Source organism: Peptoanaerobacter stomatis, from assembly GCF_000238115.1.
GTDB lineage: Bacteria > Bacillota > Clostridia > Peptostreptococcales > Filifactoraceae > Peptoanaerobacter > Peptoanaerobacter stomatis.
In genome coordinates this window covers 92347-109864 of the sequence record NZ_JH414548.1, presented here as the reverse complement: position 1 = coordinate 109864, position 17518 = coordinate 92347, and the positions used below count along the sequence as shown (strand labels likewise).

At 38.3% G+C, this 17518-nt stretch carries 12 protein-coding genes and 1 pseudogene; all 13 read left to right on the top strand.

Annotation, left to right across the window (positions count from 1 at the left end):
• The first annotated feature begins 260 nt into the window (after positions 1 to 260).
• The 13 genes and pseudogenes from HMPREF9629_RS12730 to HMPREF9629_RS03155 all read left to right on the top strand — a co-directional run bounded on the left by HMPREF9629_RS12730 (position 261) and on the right by HMPREF9629_RS03155 (position 17479).
• Complete coding sequence (locus tag HMPREF9629_RS12730) at positions 261 to 7841, top strand: S-layer homology domain-containing protein (protein WP_242822006.1); 7581 nt, start codon at positions 261 to 263, stop codon at positions 7839 to 7841.
• 436 nt (positions 7842 to 8277) lie between these two features.
• Positions 8278 to 8679, top strand: coding sequence for a sigma factor-like helix-turn-helix DNA-binding protein (locus HMPREF9629_RS03205; protein WP_009524895.1), 402 nt, complete (start codon positions 8278 to 8280; stop codon positions 8677 to 8679).
• 376 nt (positions 8680 to 9055) lie between these two features.
• Entirely contained in the window at positions 9056 to 9208 is a 153-nt protein-coding gene (locus HMPREF9629_RS11875) for a hypothetical protein (RefSeq protein ID WP_009524894.1), read from the top strand.
• Positions 9205 to 9384 carry a hypothetical protein gene (locus HMPREF9629_RS03200; RefSeq protein WP_009524893.1) on the top strand — a complete coding sequence of 60 codons (180 nt, stop codon included), beginning with the start codon at positions 9205 to 9207 and terminating at the stop codon, positions 9382 to 9384. The genes HMPREF9629_RS11875 and HMPREF9629_RS03200 overlap by 4 nt, the downstream gene beginning before the upstream one ends.
• A gap of 197 nt (positions 9385 to 9581) precedes the next feature.
• Entirely contained in the window at positions 9582 to 11303 is a 1722-nt protein-coding gene (locus HMPREF9629_RS03195) for a recombinase family protein (protein WP_009524892.1), read from the top strand.
• A complete protein-coding gene (locus tag HMPREF9629_RS03190) occupies positions 11296 to 12972 on the top strand; it encodes a recombinase family protein (protein ID WP_009524891.1) in 1677 nt (558 codons plus the stop codon). Before HMPREF9629_RS03195 ends, HMPREF9629_RS03190 begins: the two co-directional genes overlap by 8 nt.
• On the top strand, positions 12965 to 14488 hold the full coding sequence (locus HMPREF9629_RS03185; protein WP_009524890.1) for a recombinase family protein: 1524 nt from the start codon (positions 12965 to 12967) through the stop codon (positions 14486 to 14488). Before HMPREF9629_RS03190 ends, HMPREF9629_RS03185 begins: the two co-directional genes overlap by 8 nt.
• A 125-nt stretch (positions 14489 to 14613) precedes the next feature.
• Complete coding sequence (locus HMPREF9629_RS03180) at positions 14614 to 15762, top strand: Fic family protein (protein WP_009524889.1); 1149 nt, start codon at positions 14614 to 14616, stop codon at positions 15760 to 15762.
• An 80-nt stretch (positions 15763 to 15842) separates the two neighbouring features.
• A pseudogene (locus HMPREF9629_RS03175) lies at positions 15843 to 16235 on the top strand (ATP-binding protein); the annotation flags it as partial.
• 61 nt (positions 16236 to 16296) lie between these two features.
• On the top strand, positions 16297 to 16719 hold the full coding sequence (locus HMPREF9629_RS03170; RefSeq protein WP_009524887.1) for a single-stranded DNA-binding protein: 423 nt from the start codon (positions 16297 to 16299) through the stop codon (positions 16717 to 16719).
• 92 nt (positions 16720 to 16811) lie between these two features.
• The gene (locus tag HMPREF9629_RS03165; RefSeq protein ID WP_009524886.1) at positions 16812 to 17141 is read left to right on the top strand and encodes a DUF1064 domain-containing protein; all 330 of its coding nucleotides are present in this window, start codon (positions 16812 to 16814) and stop codon (positions 17139 to 17141) included.
• Positions 17142 to 17151: 10 nt separating this feature from the next.
• Complete coding sequence (locus tag HMPREF9629_RS03160; protein ID WP_009524885.1) at positions 17152 to 17361, top strand: hypothetical protein; 210 nt, start codon at positions 17152 to 17154, stop codon at positions 17359 to 17361.
• Positions 17339 to 17479 carry a hypothetical protein gene (locus HMPREF9629_RS03155; RefSeq protein ID WP_009524884.1) on the top strand — a complete coding sequence of 47 codons (141 nt, stop codon included), beginning with the start codon at positions 17339 to 17341 and terminating at the stop codon, positions 17477 to 17479. The genes HMPREF9629_RS03160 and HMPREF9629_RS03155 overlap by 23 nt, the downstream gene beginning before the upstream one ends.
• The last annotated feature ends 39 nt before the right edge of the window (positions 17480 to 17518 follow it).

The following is a 17518-nucleotide window of genomic DNA, read 5'->3' as shown; positions in this document are numbered from 1 at the left end:
CGTTTTTGCGTGCAAAAAAACAGATTGGCTGAACTATATTTTGGTTTAGTTTGAATATTGTTGCAAGGATTGCGAGAAGCGTAAGCCGTAGCAATCCTGTATCAATTAGCTGTAATATTTAAGATAGGAGATGAAAAAATATGGAAAATAACAAAAGGCGAAGAATGTATCAAAACAGGAGAAGTCTGCCGACCCGTCTGCTTTCTTTTACCCTGTGTATGGTATTGACTTTGACCTATTCGGGGGTGAATACTTTTGCCATGTCAGGCGATACAAGAGGGGATAGCGAAAAGGAAATTATCGCCTTTTCTTCCCTACCTGACGGCGTGCGGGAACAGGAAATCCGGCAAGGTGAGGACTTATCGGCAGTAACATTTCCCGATACCTTGCAAATCTTAGTGGAAGAAACTGCCCTTGTAGATAAAAACAGTATGAGCAAGGATAAAGTGCTTCCCAAAGCAACACAAAGCGAGCTTCCTTTAGTAGAAACAAAAGAGGAAGAAGCGGAAAACTCTGTAAAAGCAGATGTAGAGGAAACAGCAGAACCGGCAAAAGATAATACATCGGCAGAAGAATCGGTAGAAGCAGAAAAATCTGATACATCAGCAGTAGAGCCGGCAAAAAACAGCGATGAAAATGAAGTGATAAAAGAAACTACATTAAAAGATGTAACTCTCCAAAATGTAAGATGGGAGATAGACGAGGAAAACAGCAGCAAATCGGTCTTTTCATCCGAAAATGCAGGAGACAGCTTCATATTTGAGCCGGTTATCCCGGAGGAATACTCCATAGCAGCAGATGTCGAGCTTCCTAAGATTCATGTGGCTATTAAGAACAAGGAAACTGCCAAAACAGCCTTTGAAGCCTCAGCAGTTGTAGACGGTGTTAAGATTTCCGTCAAGGCTAACGACGGCGTATTTAAGGACGCGAAGACATTAAAAGTCAGGAAAGTAAGTAATTTAGAGGAAGAAAAGGTCAAAGAAGCCGTCGAGGACAAAAGAGAAGGAGACAGAAAAGTCGCCGTCTCTTATACCTTTGATATTTCGGTATTAGACCATGAGGGCAATGAAGTGCAACCCGATACGACAAAGGGCGAGGTGTCTGTCAGCTTTCAGATGGAAGAGGCAAAAAACCAAAACCTAAGTGCAGACATCTACCATGTGGATGAGGCCAGTCAAGCAGAAAAGCTTGAGACCGAGGTAGAAGGGGAAGAAGTCAGTGCCAAAACAGACGGCTTTTCTTTTTATACCGTCGAGTTCACTTATGGGAATATGCAGTATGTCCTTCTTGGAGATAGTACAATCAATTTATCCGAGATTTTGGCAAAAGTGGGTCTTAGTGGCGAGGTGACAGCAGTCTCTGTCAGCAATAGCGCCCTCTTTTCCGCCGAAAAAACCGCCGACAACAAGTGGCTGATTACAGCACATCAGGCTTTTGACACCAAAGAGTGGATGAAAGTCACGATAAATGGTGTGGTACACGAGATTGCCGTCACAGATAGCCAACATCCTCTAACCGTAACCGGCGGAACGGAAGGCGTAGACTATAAATGGGAAGATTACGCTTATTATCTGAATGGTGACACTGTTGTTAAAGAACCGGTTGGAAAAAAGTATATGCTTCATATTTTAACCTCGAAAGCCATGGTGATTGAGGGCGATGCCACTCAGTTTAAAGACGCAGACGGCACGCCGGACGGAAAAGGCGGTGCCATTGTTATACCTGAGGGGGTAGAAGCAAATCTCACCTTAAGAAACACAAAGATATTCCCCATGAAGTTGATTCCGCCAATGAATGTGATGAAAGATGCTGAATGTAATCTTACCCTTGAGGGAGAGAATACCCTGACCCCGAGGATTATCCACATAACTGCCGGTCAAGGAGCAAAGTTTACAGTGCCTGCCATCTGGGTGCCGGAAGGGGCAAAGCTTACCGTTAGCGAAGCAAGCACCGGTGTGCTGACAGCGAGCTCAGCTTATGAAAATGCCGTTATCGGTGGCTGGAAAGAACACCATTCGGGAGATATTACGATAGATGGCGGAATATTAAAACTAGAGAATTATGGTGCTTTGGAAAGCAGTACTTATGTATCAGGACCCTGTATCGGCGGATATAACAATTGTGGCAATATCACCATCAACGGCGGCAAAATAGAGGCGACCTGTGTACAGAGTGCCCCTATCGGGATGAGTTTCAATAAAGTACCCTACCTAGATGCAGAGGGAAATGTTATTGTAAACGGCGGCACAATTGTGACAAGACATCAGAACTATTTTGGTCCTATTTCTTATTATGCGGATGGCATAGGAGATACGCAGCATAAGACAGCTGTAAATGTTAAAATAAACGGCGGCAATGTGGATACGGATTTTGACAGGACAAGACCAAGAAATGGCTATGCCTATGTCTATAGAGCAAAGATAACTTTGTTAGGTGCAGGGGAAGGACAGACGGTTACAAGTTATACCATGTTTAACGGTGAAACTGTCTATCTGCAAGATACCAAGACCCTGCCCAATGGAGAGCTGTATCTCTGGTTGTCTCCTGCTCAGAATCAGATAATAACCAGTGTTCACTGTGGCGGACAGGACTATACAGGTGTGGTAAAAGCGGTAGATAATGATAATGACGCACAGGCAGTCTTTAGGATAGGCACTACAGGCACAGGTACATTGACAGCAAATATGAAAGCGGAGCATGTTCAAGGGGGGAAGCTTAGCCAGACCACAGGCTTATCCGCAGGGGATACGGTCTATTTGTCTTTTAGTGGAGTAGAGAGCGGATATTTGTTTAAGGGGATGTGCTTGTATAAAGGAACAACTCTTCCCCCTGCACCGAGAGAGGTATCCTCAGATTTCACAAAGATAACTGATAAACTATACAGTTTTACAATGCCGGCAGAAAATGTTACAGTCTATCTAAATGCCCCCAAAATCCGCACAGTAAGTGCAGGAGAACAGACCCATATTGAAAGCGTAAGTTTCAACCCGACAGCTAATTTGACAGTCGGCGATACGGTGAAGCTGTCCTATGTTACAGAAGCTGGCTGGAAAGTATCGGGTATGGCACTGCGCAAGGCGACAGACCCTGTCACCAATCCGCAGGATATCAGCACTGCCTTTACAAAGATTACTGACAACAACTATCAATTTATAATGTCGGACTACGATGTATGCGTAGACTTTAAATGTAAGGAGGTAGCGCCAAGTGGAGCCGAGGCAGGTGATTTTATCATCAGTGATGCGACCTGCACATATCGCTTTGATGAGAGCAGGCATGAGCTTGAACTGTCAGGCGCTGGCAAAGCAACCATATCAATGAAGTCCGGCGTATCCTCCACTACAGACTGTATCAAAATAAAAGAAAATTCAAGAATTACCCTGACAATTAAAGACCTGACCGTTTCCGCTCCCCAACAGGGCGTATCAGGACTAACTTTCTCTAATAATATCGGAGATTGTCGGCTGATTTTAGAAGGAAGGAATACATTTACCTCTGATAAGGGAAATACACCGGCTGTACGCAAACAAACATTCGGTAAGCTGACCATCTCAGGAAAAGGGAAACTAATAGCGATTGCAACAGGGGCTAATAGTAACGGGATAGGGTCAGGTGATTGTGGAAATTTGTATATTGAGGGCGGAACCATCTATGCCAAAGCGAGCCATGATAATATGGCGATTGGACATGCAAAAAATGGTTCTGATTTTGTCGTATATTATACAGGAGGCACCGTAGAGGGCATATGCGAAAACGCTCAACTCTACGGCGGACTGACAGGAAAGGATGCAAAGGTAACTATTACAGGTGGCAGTATCCATTCTATGAATCATGGCTTTTCCAGCCTCTCTGTTCATGATCATCCAACCAACGGTTCTGCCAAAGTATATTGTTCAACTATTACCTTAGGTGAGGGGGCGACCCTTGCCAAACAGGCATATGTAACCGCCTTGACCGGAGCCGGCTCTTACGGTATTAACCATATGCACACCGATGATGAGGGCAAGCTTTATCTCTGGCTGCCGGAGAATACAACCGTTACCAAAGTAGAAACAGATCAGGGCATATATGTAGGCTCGGTTACAACCAATACCGCAAACTATTTTGGAACTGCCCATGCGGTATTTACTTTGGCAGAAAAGCAAGAGGGCAGTGGAAGCGTAGCGATTGAAGGCTGGACTTATGGGGAAAGTGCCAAAGCCCCTGTGCCGACCAGCACGACCAATGGCACGGCTAACGTCAGCTACACCTATTTTACCGATGAGGCTTGCACGATAAAGACCACGACGGAAAATAGCGGTGCAGAAAGCACAGGCGGCGTACCGAAAAACGCAGGCAATTACTGGGTGCAGGCAACCTTTGCCGAAACCCCACGCTATAAAGCGGTGACGGCAAAAGCCGGCTTTGCAATCAAAAAGGCGACGGTATCCTTTACCGCACCAACCCCAAAAACAGGTCTTGCCTATACAGGTGAGGCGCAAGCGCTTATCACTGCCGGCATAGTAGATTCTGCTATAGGAAAAATGCAGTACAGTCTAAGCGAAACGGGAACTTATAGCGAAACGATACCGAAAAAAGAGAATGCAGGCTCTTATAGTGTATATTACAAAGTCGCAGGAACAAATGCCAACTATGATTACACGAATGCTAAGGGCAATGTCAATGTATCAATTGCCAAAGTATCAATCACGCCGACAGTGGCGATTACCGGCTGGACTTATAAAGCAAGCCCAAATGCACCGACTGTTACAGGAAATAAAGGAAACGGTGCGGTAACATACGAATACTTTACCGATGAAAATTGCACGACTAAGACCACAGCGGCGAACAGCCTTTCAAACAGCGAGGGCGGAGTGCCTAAAAATGCAGGTAAATACCGGGTTAAGGCAACGATAGCAGAAACAGAAAATTATAATGGTGCTACTGCGAAAGCAGGCTTTGAAATAAAAAAAGCAAATCAGACGGCACTTAGTATTAAGAGTGTTACTGATAAAAAATACGGCGATGCGGATTTTACACTGGAAACAACAGGCGGCAGCGGAAACGGAGCGGTCAGCTACAGCGTGCCTATGGGTAACGGCATACTGGAAATAACCGGCGACACGGCAAAAATCGTCGGAGTCGGTACGGTAACCGTTACGGCAGTAAAAGCCGGCGGCAATAACTACAACGAAACAAGCGCGACCCTTGATATAACCATAGCCAAAGGCGATGAACCTGCGATTGCTTTCCCTACGGCAAGTGAATTGACCTACGGACAAGCATTATCCGAAAGCACGCTTACAGGTGGAAGCACCCAGTATGGAACATTTGCGTGGAAAGACGGCAGTACCATTCCTACGATAGATAATACAGGCTATGATGTGGTATTTAAGCCAAATGCTACGGCATTAAAAAACTATAATATTGAGGAAAAAACAAGAACAATAGAAGTAAAAGTAAAGAAAGGAAATCAAACAGGCTTTGCAATTACAGCAATACCTCAAAAGACTTACGGCGATAGCGAATTTAAGCTGACCACAACAGGCGGCAGCGGAAACGGAGCGGTAAGCTACAGCGTATCTGCAAATAACGGCGTGCTTTTCATTGCCGGCGATACTGCAAAAATAATAGGAGCCGGAACCGTAGAGATAACAGCCGTAAAAGCAGCAGATGCTAACTACAATGAAGCAAGCAGTAGTATCAGCATTACCATAGCCAAGAAAAAGCTGATAGTAAGAGCCGATGACAAAATGATTGCAAGGAATGACCCGATGCCAACCTTTACAAGTACGGCAGAGGGGCTTGTAAACGGAGATACCTTGATAAATCCAACTTTTACGACAACTGCCGCAAATACAGGCACTAACGGAAAATATGAGATCATAGTAAATGGCGGTACGGTGAAAAATACAGCAGAGGCAGAGGTAACAGGCAACTATGAAATCACCTACCAAAAGGGAGAACTGACAATCGTAGAGAAGCTCTACGAAGCAGAAGTCATAAATGGAAGCGGCAGCGGCAGATACCTTGACGGACAGACCGTTCATATCAAGGCACTTGACAAGTCCGGCTATACCTTTAGCGGCTGGACAAGCCCTGACGGAGTCGTTTTTGCCAAACCATTAGAAAAAGAAACCGACTTTGTAATGCCTGCAAAAGATGTTAAAGTAACAGCAACTTACCGGTCAAACAGCAGCGGTTCCTCGTATGGATATGACAGCAGCGATCCGAAAGACGACGACAGCAGTATAAGCATAAAAACCGAAAAAGCACCGGATTTACCGACAATAGCGGAAATCACTGTCAAAGCCAAAAAAGGAGAGGACAAAACAGCAACGGCGAAACTTTCCGAAAAGACGACCGAAAAAGCCATAAAAAAAGCAAAAGAAGAAGCAAAGAAAAAAGGTAAGGAAGCAAACGGAATAGCCCTTGAAATAAATATGACTATGCCGAAAGGCACAGATAAAGTACAAATGCACCTTTCTGAAAGTACTTTGGAAAAAATGGTAAGTGGTGAAGTAAAACACCTTACTGTAAACGGCTCTTTTGCAAAAGTGGTATTTGATAAAAACGCCATGTTTGAAATCCAAAAGCAAAGCAGTGGAAATGTTACAGTAAATGTCATTCCTGTTAAAAAACTTTCCAAAGCAGCCGAAAAACTCATTGGCAAAAGACCGGTCTATGACATCAGTCTAAGAAGTGGAAACGGCAAGAAAATAACCGCTTTTGGAAACGGCACGGCAACCGTCTTTCTTTCCTATAAGGCAGAGAAAAAGGAAGCAATCGGCGGACTGTATGCAGTGTATGTGGACGAAAAAGAAAAAGCTTCCAAAATAGAGGATTCCGCATATGATGTAAACAGCAGCTCGGTGATATTTAAGACCAATCATTTATCCGTATACGGCGTAGGCTACACCGCACCTTCTGAAAGATTTGATGACATCAAAAACCACTGGGCGAAAGACTTTATCGACTATGTGGCAGGCAGAGGGCTTATTACCGGAAGCACGAAAACCACATTTTCACCGGATGAGAACATGACAAGAGGAATGCTGGTAGCGACACTTGGCAGACTTGCCGGAGTAAATGGTAAAAATTACGATACAAACAGTTTTTCCGATGTGCAAAAGGACAGCCCATACAGACCATATATCGAATGGGCGTACAGCAAGGGCATTGTTTACGGAATCGGAGACGGAACATTTGCACCGGATAAAAGCATAACAAGAGAAGAAATGGCAGTCATTTTTGAAAGATATGCAAAGGCGACAGGCTATCATATTCCCGTAAATCGTCAGGCAAACATCTATGCAGATAAAGAAAACATAGGAAGCGAATATAAAGAGGCAGTTACAGCTATGCAGCAATCAGGAATTATGATGGGCGTAGAGGGAAACAGATTCAATCCGAAAGGAACTGCTACCCGTGCGGAAGTATCTGCAATGCTCGGCCGCTATATTAAGCTGACGATTACACCCGAAACGGCACAAGGATTTGCCATAGACGATGCCGGAAAATACCACTGCTACAAAGACGGCAAAGCTATGACCGGCAAACAGACCCTTAACGGCATGGTATATTTCTTTGATGAAAGCGGAGTGCTTCAAACAGGCTGGGTCAAAGACGGAAACCGCTGGAGATACTATGACGGAGCTAAGGCACATAAAGGCTGGCTTCACTTAAAAACAGACGGAGAAGAAAAAATCTACTATCTGAATAAGGAAGGACTGCTCGAATCCGGCAAATGGGTAAAGATAGACGGAAAATGGTATTACTTCTATCCCGACGGCACACTTGCGGTAAATACCAAAATAGACGGATACGAGATCGACAGTAAAGGAGTGAGGAAAGAAAAATAGCGATAGTAAAAAAGGCGTTCTACGGGATTTATTCCTAACATAAATTAGCTAAACGCATTAGCGGCTGTTTTTGCACACAGGTGCAGGGATAGCCGCTATTTTTTTATGTAATAGAGAATTTCTCTGAAATTCCCTATTACATAAAAAAATCACATTGCGGCAGAACCTGATAATTTTCTTATACGACCCGCCACAGGCGGAAAATCCGGCAAGATTGATTATTTGCTTCTTGAGCAAAACCGTAAACAAGTTGAGGTGCGCAATAAACTTTTGAATGTGATTGGAAAACTTTCGTCAATAACAGAATATAATAAAAATCAAAGAACTTTTCATTGTTTACATCAAAGAGGATTTCGCATGTCAAAATGCCGAGGTCCTCCTTTTTTTGTTCAAAACAGGAATTGCAAAGGTTTGAACAATAAGGAGGATTTTGCAAATGACAGATGAGAACAAATACATTTATGTCAGAGGTAAGAAGATAAAGGTATCTGACGAGGTGTATAAGGCATATAAAAAAGAATTAAATCACGAAGCTCATTTAAATAGACAAAGCAGAAAGCATAAGGTTTATGGATTTGAGGACTATAAGCTCGATTTAAATTCCATTGCAGATGAACATGTGGATATTGAAAAAATCATTGAAACAAAGATGAGGATTGAGGATCTGTATAAAGCACTGGGAAAGTTAAATGATGGAGAGAAAGAATTGATTTATGCAATCTACTTTGAAGAAAAGACACTCAAAGATATTGCAAATACACATGATACCAATCTGATGAAGATCAGCCGTATTAGAGATAAGATTTTAAGAAAGTTGAGAGATATGTTGGACAGGTAGTTTTTGTGGGGAAGGCAAAGAGATTTATGCTCCTTGCCTTTTGTTCTCTTAAAAATAAAATTTTCAAAAAAAGTGTTAAAAGCACTTCTGAAAGTAAGGTTTATATATAGGGGGAAAATTTTACCTTGGAAAAATTGAATATATTCTTTTGAAATATAAGAGCGTTGTTCTTTGACAATTTCATAGACCAAAACAGGACGTTAACCATTTATGGAGCAACCTATCTTAAAACGCCAAGACCTTTCTGCTGAGAAAAGATGTATCATAGCAAACGGATATATCCGTTAAAATCTCGGTTTTAATGAATACTTGCAAATGCAGAGGATAAAAGAAAGTGAGCGACAAATTGCAAGGTAAAAAATAGGTGTGGCAGCCTATGTGCGAAGATATAAATGGGGATAATGATACATCTACAGTTGATTGCCGGCTCATCTGGAAAAGGGGCGGAGGTGAAATTCCTATGTTGTCAGCCAAGACACCTGTTAATGTCATAAAACTTAAAGAAAATGGAAGGAGAAATTTCTTATGAAAGAAAATAACAGAAATCCCACAAAAAAGAAAGCAGGAATGGGACTGCCATATAAAGATAAGCAGAAGATAAATCAAATAGAGGGATATACCGTAACCGTAAGATTTTCCGATAGCGGACTTCACTTAGAATCCTTAATTGACGCATATATCAAAGAAAAACTTTTTGTAACATGATATTAAATCATAATAAAAAGAAAGATATAACGGAAAATAACGGAAACTGACGGAAAATAGAGGAAATTAACGAAAAAGCAGAAGCTTCAGCTTAAAAATCGGTATTGCAATCATTTTTAAGGAGCGGTATAATAAGTGCGTGGAAGCCTAACCTTTGTTTGGTTTATTGTATAAATCAAATTGAAGGAGGCTTTTTTATGTTTAAAAATAAGGCTTGTATGTATTTAAGGCTATCAAAAGATGACGGTATGAATAGCGAAAGCAACTCAATTACCAATCAAAGAGAGTTGATACAAAGCTATGCAAAAAACAATGAAATCGAGCTTGTCAAGGAATATGCAGATGACGGATATTCTGGCACAAACTATGACAGACCGGCACTAAAAAATATGTTGGAGGAAATCAGCAAAAAAGACAGGGCATTTGACATCATCCTTGTAAAAGACCTGTCCAGATTCGGAAGAGATTATATCGGAGCCGGAAAGTATATTCAAAAAATATTTCCGCAGCTTCATATCAGATTCATCTCCATCAATGACAACTACGACAGCAAAAATGCGGATATGAGTGATAGTAACCTGATCTTGCCGATTAGAAACTTTATCAATGACAGCTATGCCAGAGATATATCCAATAAGATAAAAAGCTCACAGAAGATTAAAAGAGAAAAAGGAGAGTACATCGGCTCTTTTGCACCCTACGGCTACAAGAAATCGCAGGAAAATAAGAATAAGCTGATCGCAGATGAAAATGTCAGGGATATTATCAAAAGTATCTTCGATATGAAACTAAAAGGCTATTCTTCTAAAGCCATTGCAGAGGAATTAAATGATTTAGGGATAGATTCTCCTAAAGTATACAAGGAAAAGCAAGGACTAAACTATAAAGGCGGATTTAAGGTAAAAAAGGGAAGAAACTGGTCGGCTAAGTCCATTAACCGAATCATCGAAAATGAAGTATATATCGGTACCATGCTGCAAGGCAAAAGTGCCACAATCAATTACAAAAATAAGAAACAAATTGAAAAAGACAAAAGAGATTGGGTTAAGGTGGAAGATACCCACGAAGGAATCATCAGTAAAGAAGTATTTTACATTGCAAACCGTATGTTAAAAAGAGATTTTTATAATACAAAAGAGAAAAAGACAGACCTTTTTGGCGGAATGCTGTTTTGTAAAGACTGCAACTCTCCGCTTGTAAGAAGGGTTGTCAAATATAAAGAAAAAGAGCAGGTGTTTTATATCTGCTCAAAGTACAACAAAGAAAAATCCTGCACAAGACACAGCATTAAAAACGAAGATTTGGAAGAAATAATGGCAGGCATTTTTGACCATTACCTGATATTTCACGAAAATTTGTATCAAAAAATTAAAGAGATTGATGTTTCCAAAAATATTACAGACACTCATATAGGGATACTTGAAAGAGAAAAAGAAATGACACAAAATCTATTGTCCTCCCTATATGCAGATTTGGAAGAAGATATTATTTCCAAAGAAGAATATCAGATGTTTCGTGCCAGTTACTTGGAGCAAATTACAAAGCTGAATGAAAATATTGAATGCAGGAAGAAAAAACAGGAAACGGTCAAAGAGAGAATTAAAAATAATGAGAGCTGGCTGATAGACATCAAAAAATATAAGGCACTCACAAAACCGGACAGGCTTTCCATTGTTATGCTAATTGATAAAATCCTTGTAGGAGAAAACAAAGAAATTGAAGTCATTTTTAATCATCAGGAAGAAGTCGCCCTGTTGGAAGCTATGGCAAGTAATAGTGAAGAAAAAAACATAACAGATAAAACAGGGATAAAAGATAAAAAAGATAAGGAACAATTCTCTCAAGGCTATAAGCAGCAAACATCATTACAGTTTGTAACAACTCAAAAAGCTGTAGGAAGTGAGGTTTGCCATGGCTAGAACAAAAAAGAGATATGAACTGTCCACTGCACAGGAGAAAACGAAAAAAAGCCCTACTTTCTATCAGGCAGGAATTTATACAAGACTATCGCAGGAGAGAAAAGAAGAATACAGGGATAAAAGCAATTCCCTTGCCATGCAGGAAGAACTTTGTATCAAGGAAGCCAAAGAAAAAGGAATCCGTATCGCGAAAGTCTATCAGGACTATGAATATACCGGAACCAATTTTCAAAGACCGGCTTTTCATGAAATGATGGCAGACATTAAGGAAAGAAAAATCAACTGTATTCTTGTAAAAGACTTATCCAGATTCGGAAGGGAATACTTGGAGATAGGAAACTACATCGAAAAAGTATTTCCGTTCTTGGGGGTTCGTTTCATATCGGTAAACGATCATTTTGACACCGAAAATAAAGAAGATGATAAAAAATCCTTTGAAGTTACAATCAAAAATATCATCAATGACCTGTATGCGAAAGATATTTCCAAAAAGGTAAGCAGCACCAAGCAGGCAAAGATGAAGCAGGGGTACTTTATAGGAACTTTTGCCCCTTACGGCTATAAGGCGGTGAGAAAAGATAAGGGAAGAGTCTTAATTGCAGATGAAAAGGTAAGGGAAGTGGTAGAGCTTATGTTTGACTTAGCCTGCAAAGGAGCATCTCAGGTAGAAATTGCAAGAGAGCTGACGAAAAAGTACACAACCCCATGGCAGTATATGAAAACCGGAGAAGTTTTAAGAAGTCCGGATAATAAAAAACAATGGAATCCCGGTGCGATTGGACAGTTTTTTGAAAATGAAGTCTATATCGGAAATATGGTACAGGGGATGCACGAGAAAAAAAGCGTCCGAAAAGAAAAAGGAGCATATAAGCCTGTAGAAGAATGGGTTAAAGTGGAAGATACGCATGAAGCGATTATTGATAAAGAAACATTCTTTGAAGTTCAAAATCTTAGAAAAGAAAAAGGGAATATTCAAAGAGAAAAATACAATTTATATACAAAGACCGAAACAGCAGATAATAAATACAAAGGCCTTTTGATATGTAAACACTGCGGGCGGTTATTAAAAATGCGGTACAGAAATATTTCCAATGAATATTATTTCTTTTGCAGGGGAGAAGACTGTCTGTTTGAAAGTAAAGTACACTGCAAGATACGGGAAAGTGAAATTGACAAAATCCTGTTTCACACTGTAAAAGAGAGCATCGGCAGTTTAAGCCCAAAAGACGACTGGAAGAATAAGCTGGAATATTTTTACAAATGCCAATTAAAAGATATGGAAAATAAGCTTAAAAAGCTTCAAGGAAAGAAAGAGCATAAATTATCAGAGCTTCAAAGGAAATATGAAGAATACGTGAAAGGAGAGCTTTTATTAGAAAATTACCAAAAAGAAAAAGCTGATATTCAAAGGCAAATTTGTTCTGTTGAAAAAGAAAGTGGGATATATCTTGAAAAGCAAAAAACAGCAAAACAAAAAAGAAGAGAGCTTGAATGTTTTATCAACAGTCTGTTTGATATAAAGTCTAAGGATACGGACAGTATAGACGAGGAGTTTATCCGTAAAATCATTGATTTTATTACCATATCAAAGGATAGAAAAGTGATAATACACTTTAAGTTCGATATAGTAGAAGAAATGGAGCTGTTAGGAGGGCTTGGTTATGAGTAAATTAGCTATTTATCTAAGATTATCCATAGAGGATTATCAAAAAGAAGGAGAAAGTGAAAGCATTCATAACCAAAGGGAATATATCAAAAGTTATATAAAAGAGCATAACGATTTAACAGGATATGAAGTATCGGAATATGTAGATGACGGATTTTCAGGCACCAATCCGAACAGACCGGCATACCAAAGATTGCTTGAGGACTTAAAAAACAATCAGATAGACAGCATTATCGTAAAGGATATGTCCAGATTTTCAAGAGATTATATCGAAATGGGAAACTATTTAGAGAATATCTTTCCATTTATGGGCATTCGGTTTATTGCTATCAATGATGCTTATGACAGCTCAAAAGAAAGAAATAACGGAACAGAAATTGATACCCAGTTTAAAAGCCTGTTATATGATTTCTATTCAAAAGAATTATCCCAAAAAATAAGGGGTATCTCTCAAGAGCTAAAATCGCAAGGAAAAAACACGAATGGCTTGGCACCGTTCGGCTACCTGAAAGACCCGAATAATAAACACCGTATTATCATAGATGAAAAGACGGCATTTATTGTAAAAGAAGCCTTTGAACTTATCTTGCAAGGATATTCTTGCAGACAAATAGCAGGAATATTTAATGAAAAAGGATATATTACCCGCTCCGGAAGAAAAGAAGAGCTGGGAATCATAAGCTATGAGAAGAGTTTAAAAACCGGAACGGAAGTAAAAAAGAGAATGTGGCAGGGAATGACAATTACCCAGATGACCGGTATGGAGCTATATACCGGAGATTATGTGTATAATAAACTGAAAGAAACCCATATAGGCGGACGAAAAGTGGAAAGGCTGCCCAAAGAAGAGTGGAAAAGAGTAGAAAACACGCATGAAGCAATTATATCCAAAGAAATCTTTCTAAAAGTGCAGGAGATAAAAAAACAAAGGAGAGGTGAAAATTTTAATCATCGAAAAGAAGCTACAGATGAGTTTATTCCAATATTCAAAAGAAAAGTATTCTGTAAAGAATGTGGAAGCTCGATGTACTATAGAGGAGAAAGCTATCAATTAAAAAAAGGCGTATATCGGTATAAGCGCTATTATTGTCTATATTGCAAAGAGAATAAAAGAAGTAATAATATAAAAGAACAAACTTTGGAAGAAGCTGTGTTGAAACGGTTGAAGAATGCCCCTGCTCTGACGAGTAAAGAAAACCCTGCACTTGATACAAAAGTAAATCAAAATTATATCAAAGAGATTGAGGATATAAACAGCAGCCTGCAAAAAGAATATGAAAAATATAAAAAGAAAGAGCTATCGAAGGAGGAATATTTACAGGAAAAACAAAATCTCTTGCTGAAAAAACAAAAGTTAGAGCAGGAATTGGAAAAAGAGAGTATTTCCAAACCTGCAAATGAGCTACCCAATTTCGCAGGTGGTAGCAAAATCACGAAAGAACTTGTGGATACTATGGTGGAAAAAATTGTGGTATCAAGATATGGAGAGGTAGAAATTGAATTAAAAGAAAGGGAATAATTTATGACAAAAAATTTTACTTATAAGGATAACAGATATTTTAAGTAAAAAAAGTGATTGAAAATTTTACTTAAAACTGATATTCTGATTGTAAGTAAAAAAAATTTAACTTAGAGGATTGGATTATGAAATTAGAAACAAATAGAGCCGGTATATTGAAAAGGATGCAAAGTGATTATGAGTGCTTTATTCCCCATAATTTAAAAGAATTGAAATTGGACATAGATGATCAGCTTCAGAGTTTGATAAATAAAGCCTATTTGCTTTTAGGAAGGTTAGACGGTATGGCAATTACCTTGCCGGACATTGATCTTTTTGTGTCTATGTATGTGCAAAAAGAAGCAGTTATCAGCTCTCAAATAGAGGGGACACAGGCTTCTTTGATTGATGTTTTACAAAAAGATAGAAATAACGAAAAAATAAAAGACACAGAGGAAATTGTCAATTATATAAAAGCAACAAATTATGCGTTTAAAAGATTGGAAGAGTTGCCTTTATGTATGAGATTGATTAAAGAAACGCATTCTGTTTTATTGTCGGGTGTCAGAGGCAATGAAAAATCACCGGGAGAGTTTAGAAAATCTCAAAATTGGATTGGATATACCGGATGTACATTAAATACAGCAAGCTTTGTTCCGCCCTCTCCGGAGGAAATGGAGCATTCTCTGAGTGATTTAGAGAAATATATACATGAAGACAGTTCTATTTCAAATCTGATAAAGACTGCATTGATTCACTATCAGTTTGAAACGATACACCCATTCTTAGACGGTAACGGGAGAATGGGAAGATTGCTTATTGTATTGTTTTTGAAAGAGCGAGGGTTGATTGAATATCCCGTTTTGTATTTAAGTTACTTTTTCAAAAAAAATAGAAACAGATATTATGAATTATTGAATAATGTTCGTATCAAAGGAGAATTTGAAGAATGGATTAAATTTTTCATAGAAGGAATATGTGAAATATCTGAGGATGCTATTTCATCAATCCAAAAAATTCTAAAATTAAAAAGGATTGATATGGAAAAAATTCGTAATATACCAAAGGGAAATATTTCAAGTCTTCTTTTGGTATATGATTACCTGTTAAAGCATCCATTCTTGGAAACGGAAGACATCAGGCTCTTGTCAGATTTGAGTAAACCAACGGTAAATAAATTACTTGAAACTTTAACAGAACTTGAAATATTGGAACTCGTGGAGGAAAAGAAAAGATATAAGCAATATGTATATAAAAAGTATGTCGATATTCTTTCAGAAGGAACAATATTATAAAGAACGATTAGAAGAATCACTTAAAGAAATTTAGGTGATTTTTTTATATCATATACTTGACATTGTAGGGAAAGACACATTTAGCAGTTGCAACACTCAATAACTTTATGAAATATGGTAAAAGCGGTTTGTATGTAAATTATAAAGACCTTGTAAGAAGATTATCGCAAATAGCACTTGATTACAACGCATACACTTCAGAAATAGACAGATGCATAAACATAGATGTGCTACTAATAGATGATTTATTCAAATCAAGAAGTCTAAAAGACATAACACAAGCACAATTAAACTATATGTATGAGATTATAAACTATCGTTATATGAATAAAAAGACAACAATATTTACTACAGAAAAAAGCAGTGAGGAGCTTTTAGAAATAGATAGTGCAATTGCAAGCAGAATATTGCAGATGACAGATAAAAGATATGTATTGAATATGAATAACATATCAAATTATAGATTAGCGTAGCAATAAATATATACGTAGAATTTAAAATTTGATACCTAAAACAAGATGAAAGGATTGAGCAATGAATACAGTTATTATGATTGGAAGATTAATAAGAGACCCTGAGCTTAGGTATATTACATCTACAGGTAATGCTGTAACGAGATTTTCTATAGCTGTTGACAGAGCATTTGCCGCAAAAGACGCTGAAGTTACTGCTGATTTTTTCAACATAGTTGTATGGGGAAAAAGAGCGGAGACTTGTGTCAATTATCTTGCAAAAGGCAGAATGGTTGCAATAAGAGGCAGATTACAAAACAACAACTATACAGACAAGGACGGAGTAAAAAGATACTCAACTGAGATTATAGCTGAAGAAGTGAAGTTCATAGACTATGGAGATAAGAAACAACAAGGAAATCAAGGTAATCAAAGTGAAGATGATTTTGAGGGAATGGACGAAGAGGGCTACAGAGCTGTTAATGATGATGATGTGCCATTCTAACAAATTCAACTATCGAGGATTTTTAATAAGTTGAGTGGTTATCAACTAAAAGTAAACAACCATGAAAAACATTAAAATAAAGGAGATGTAAAATGTATAGACAAAATAAATATGGGAACAAAAAAACAATTATTGATGGAGTTACATTTGATAGCAAAAAAGAAGCTAATAGATATTCAGAACTTAAATTGTTAGAAAAAGCTGGAGAAATACAAGATTTAAGATTACAAGAAGAGTTTGAGATAGTACCTAAGCAATCGGATGAAAGAAAAGTGGTATATAAGGCTGATTTTACTTATTTTGATAAAGCTAAAAATATTCAAGTTGTTGAAGATACGAAAGGATTTAAAACAAGAGAGTATATTTTGAAAAGAAAATTATTTAAACTAAAATATCCTAATATTCTATTTGTTGAATTATAGGAGATAAAATATGAATGATTTGGTTGTAAAAGCAATTGAAGATGAAATATCAAAATTAAGAGATGATATAGATAATAATAAATATTTAGCTTGGAGAAGTCCAAACTTGAAAGAAAAATTAAAAAATCAAAACGAAAAGATAAAAAAGTTAATAAAACAATATGAAGAAGAGTTAGACAAGATAGAGGAGATAGAATATGAAGAAACAAGTCTATCATAAAGCAAAAGCAAAGCAAGTATATATGACGCAATCACAAGTAACAAGAGCATTAATTCAAAAAGAAATTAGAACTGTTCACAGAAGAAGTATTAAAACAAGTAAAATGCGTAGAAAATAACGTAGTAACACTTGAAGAACTACACGAAGTTATAAAGAA

What these genes read in the sequence shown, in the direction of transcription:
- HMPREF9629_RS12730 (WP_242822006.1), top strand. Translation starts at nt 261, where the DNA reads ATGTCAGGCGATACAAGAGGGGATAGCGAAAAGGAAATTATCGCCTTT.
- HMPREF9629_RS03205 (WP_009524895.1), top strand. Translation starts at nt 8,278, where the DNA reads ATGACAGATGAGAACAAATACATTTATGTCAGAGGTAAGAAGATAAAG.
- HMPREF9629_RS11875 (WP_009524894.1), top strand. Translation starts at nt 9,056, where the DNA reads ATGTGCGAAGATATAAATGGGGATAATGATACATCTACAGTTGATTGC.
- HMPREF9629_RS03200 (WP_009524893.1), top strand. Translation starts at nt 9,205, where the DNA reads ATGAAAGAAAATAACAGAAATCCCACAAAAAAGAAAGCAGGAATGGGA.
- HMPREF9629_RS03195 (WP_009524892.1), top strand. Translation starts at nt 9,582, where the DNA reads ATGTTTAAAAATAAGGCTTGTATGTATTTAAGGCTATCAAAAGATGAC.
- HMPREF9629_RS03190 (WP_009524891.1), top strand. Translation starts at nt 11,296, where the DNA reads ATGGCTAGAACAAAAAAGAGATATGAACTGTCCACTGCACAGGAGAAA.
- HMPREF9629_RS03185 (WP_009524890.1), top strand. Translation starts at nt 12,965, where the DNA reads ATGAGTAAATTAGCTATTTATCTAAGATTATCCATAGAGGATTATCAA.
- HMPREF9629_RS03180 (WP_009524889.1), top strand. Translation starts at nt 14,614, where the DNA reads ATGAAATTAGAAACAAATAGAGCCGGTATATTGAAAAGGATGCAAAGT.
- HMPREF9629_RS03170 (WP_009524887.1), top strand. Translation starts at nt 16,297, where the DNA reads ATGAATACAGTTATTATGATTGGAAGATTAATAAGAGACCCTGAGCTT.
- HMPREF9629_RS03165 (WP_009524886.1), top strand. Translation starts at nt 16,812, where the DNA reads ATGTATAGACAAAATAAATATGGGAACAAAAAAACAATTATTGATGGA.
- HMPREF9629_RS03160 (WP_009524885.1), top strand. Translation starts at nt 17,152, where the DNA reads ATGAATGATTTGGTTGTAAAAGCAATTGAAGATGAAATATCAAAATTA.
- HMPREF9629_RS03155 (WP_009524884.1), top strand. Translation starts at nt 17,339, where the DNA reads ATGAAGAAACAAGTCTATCATAAAGCAAAAGCAAAGCAAGTATATATG.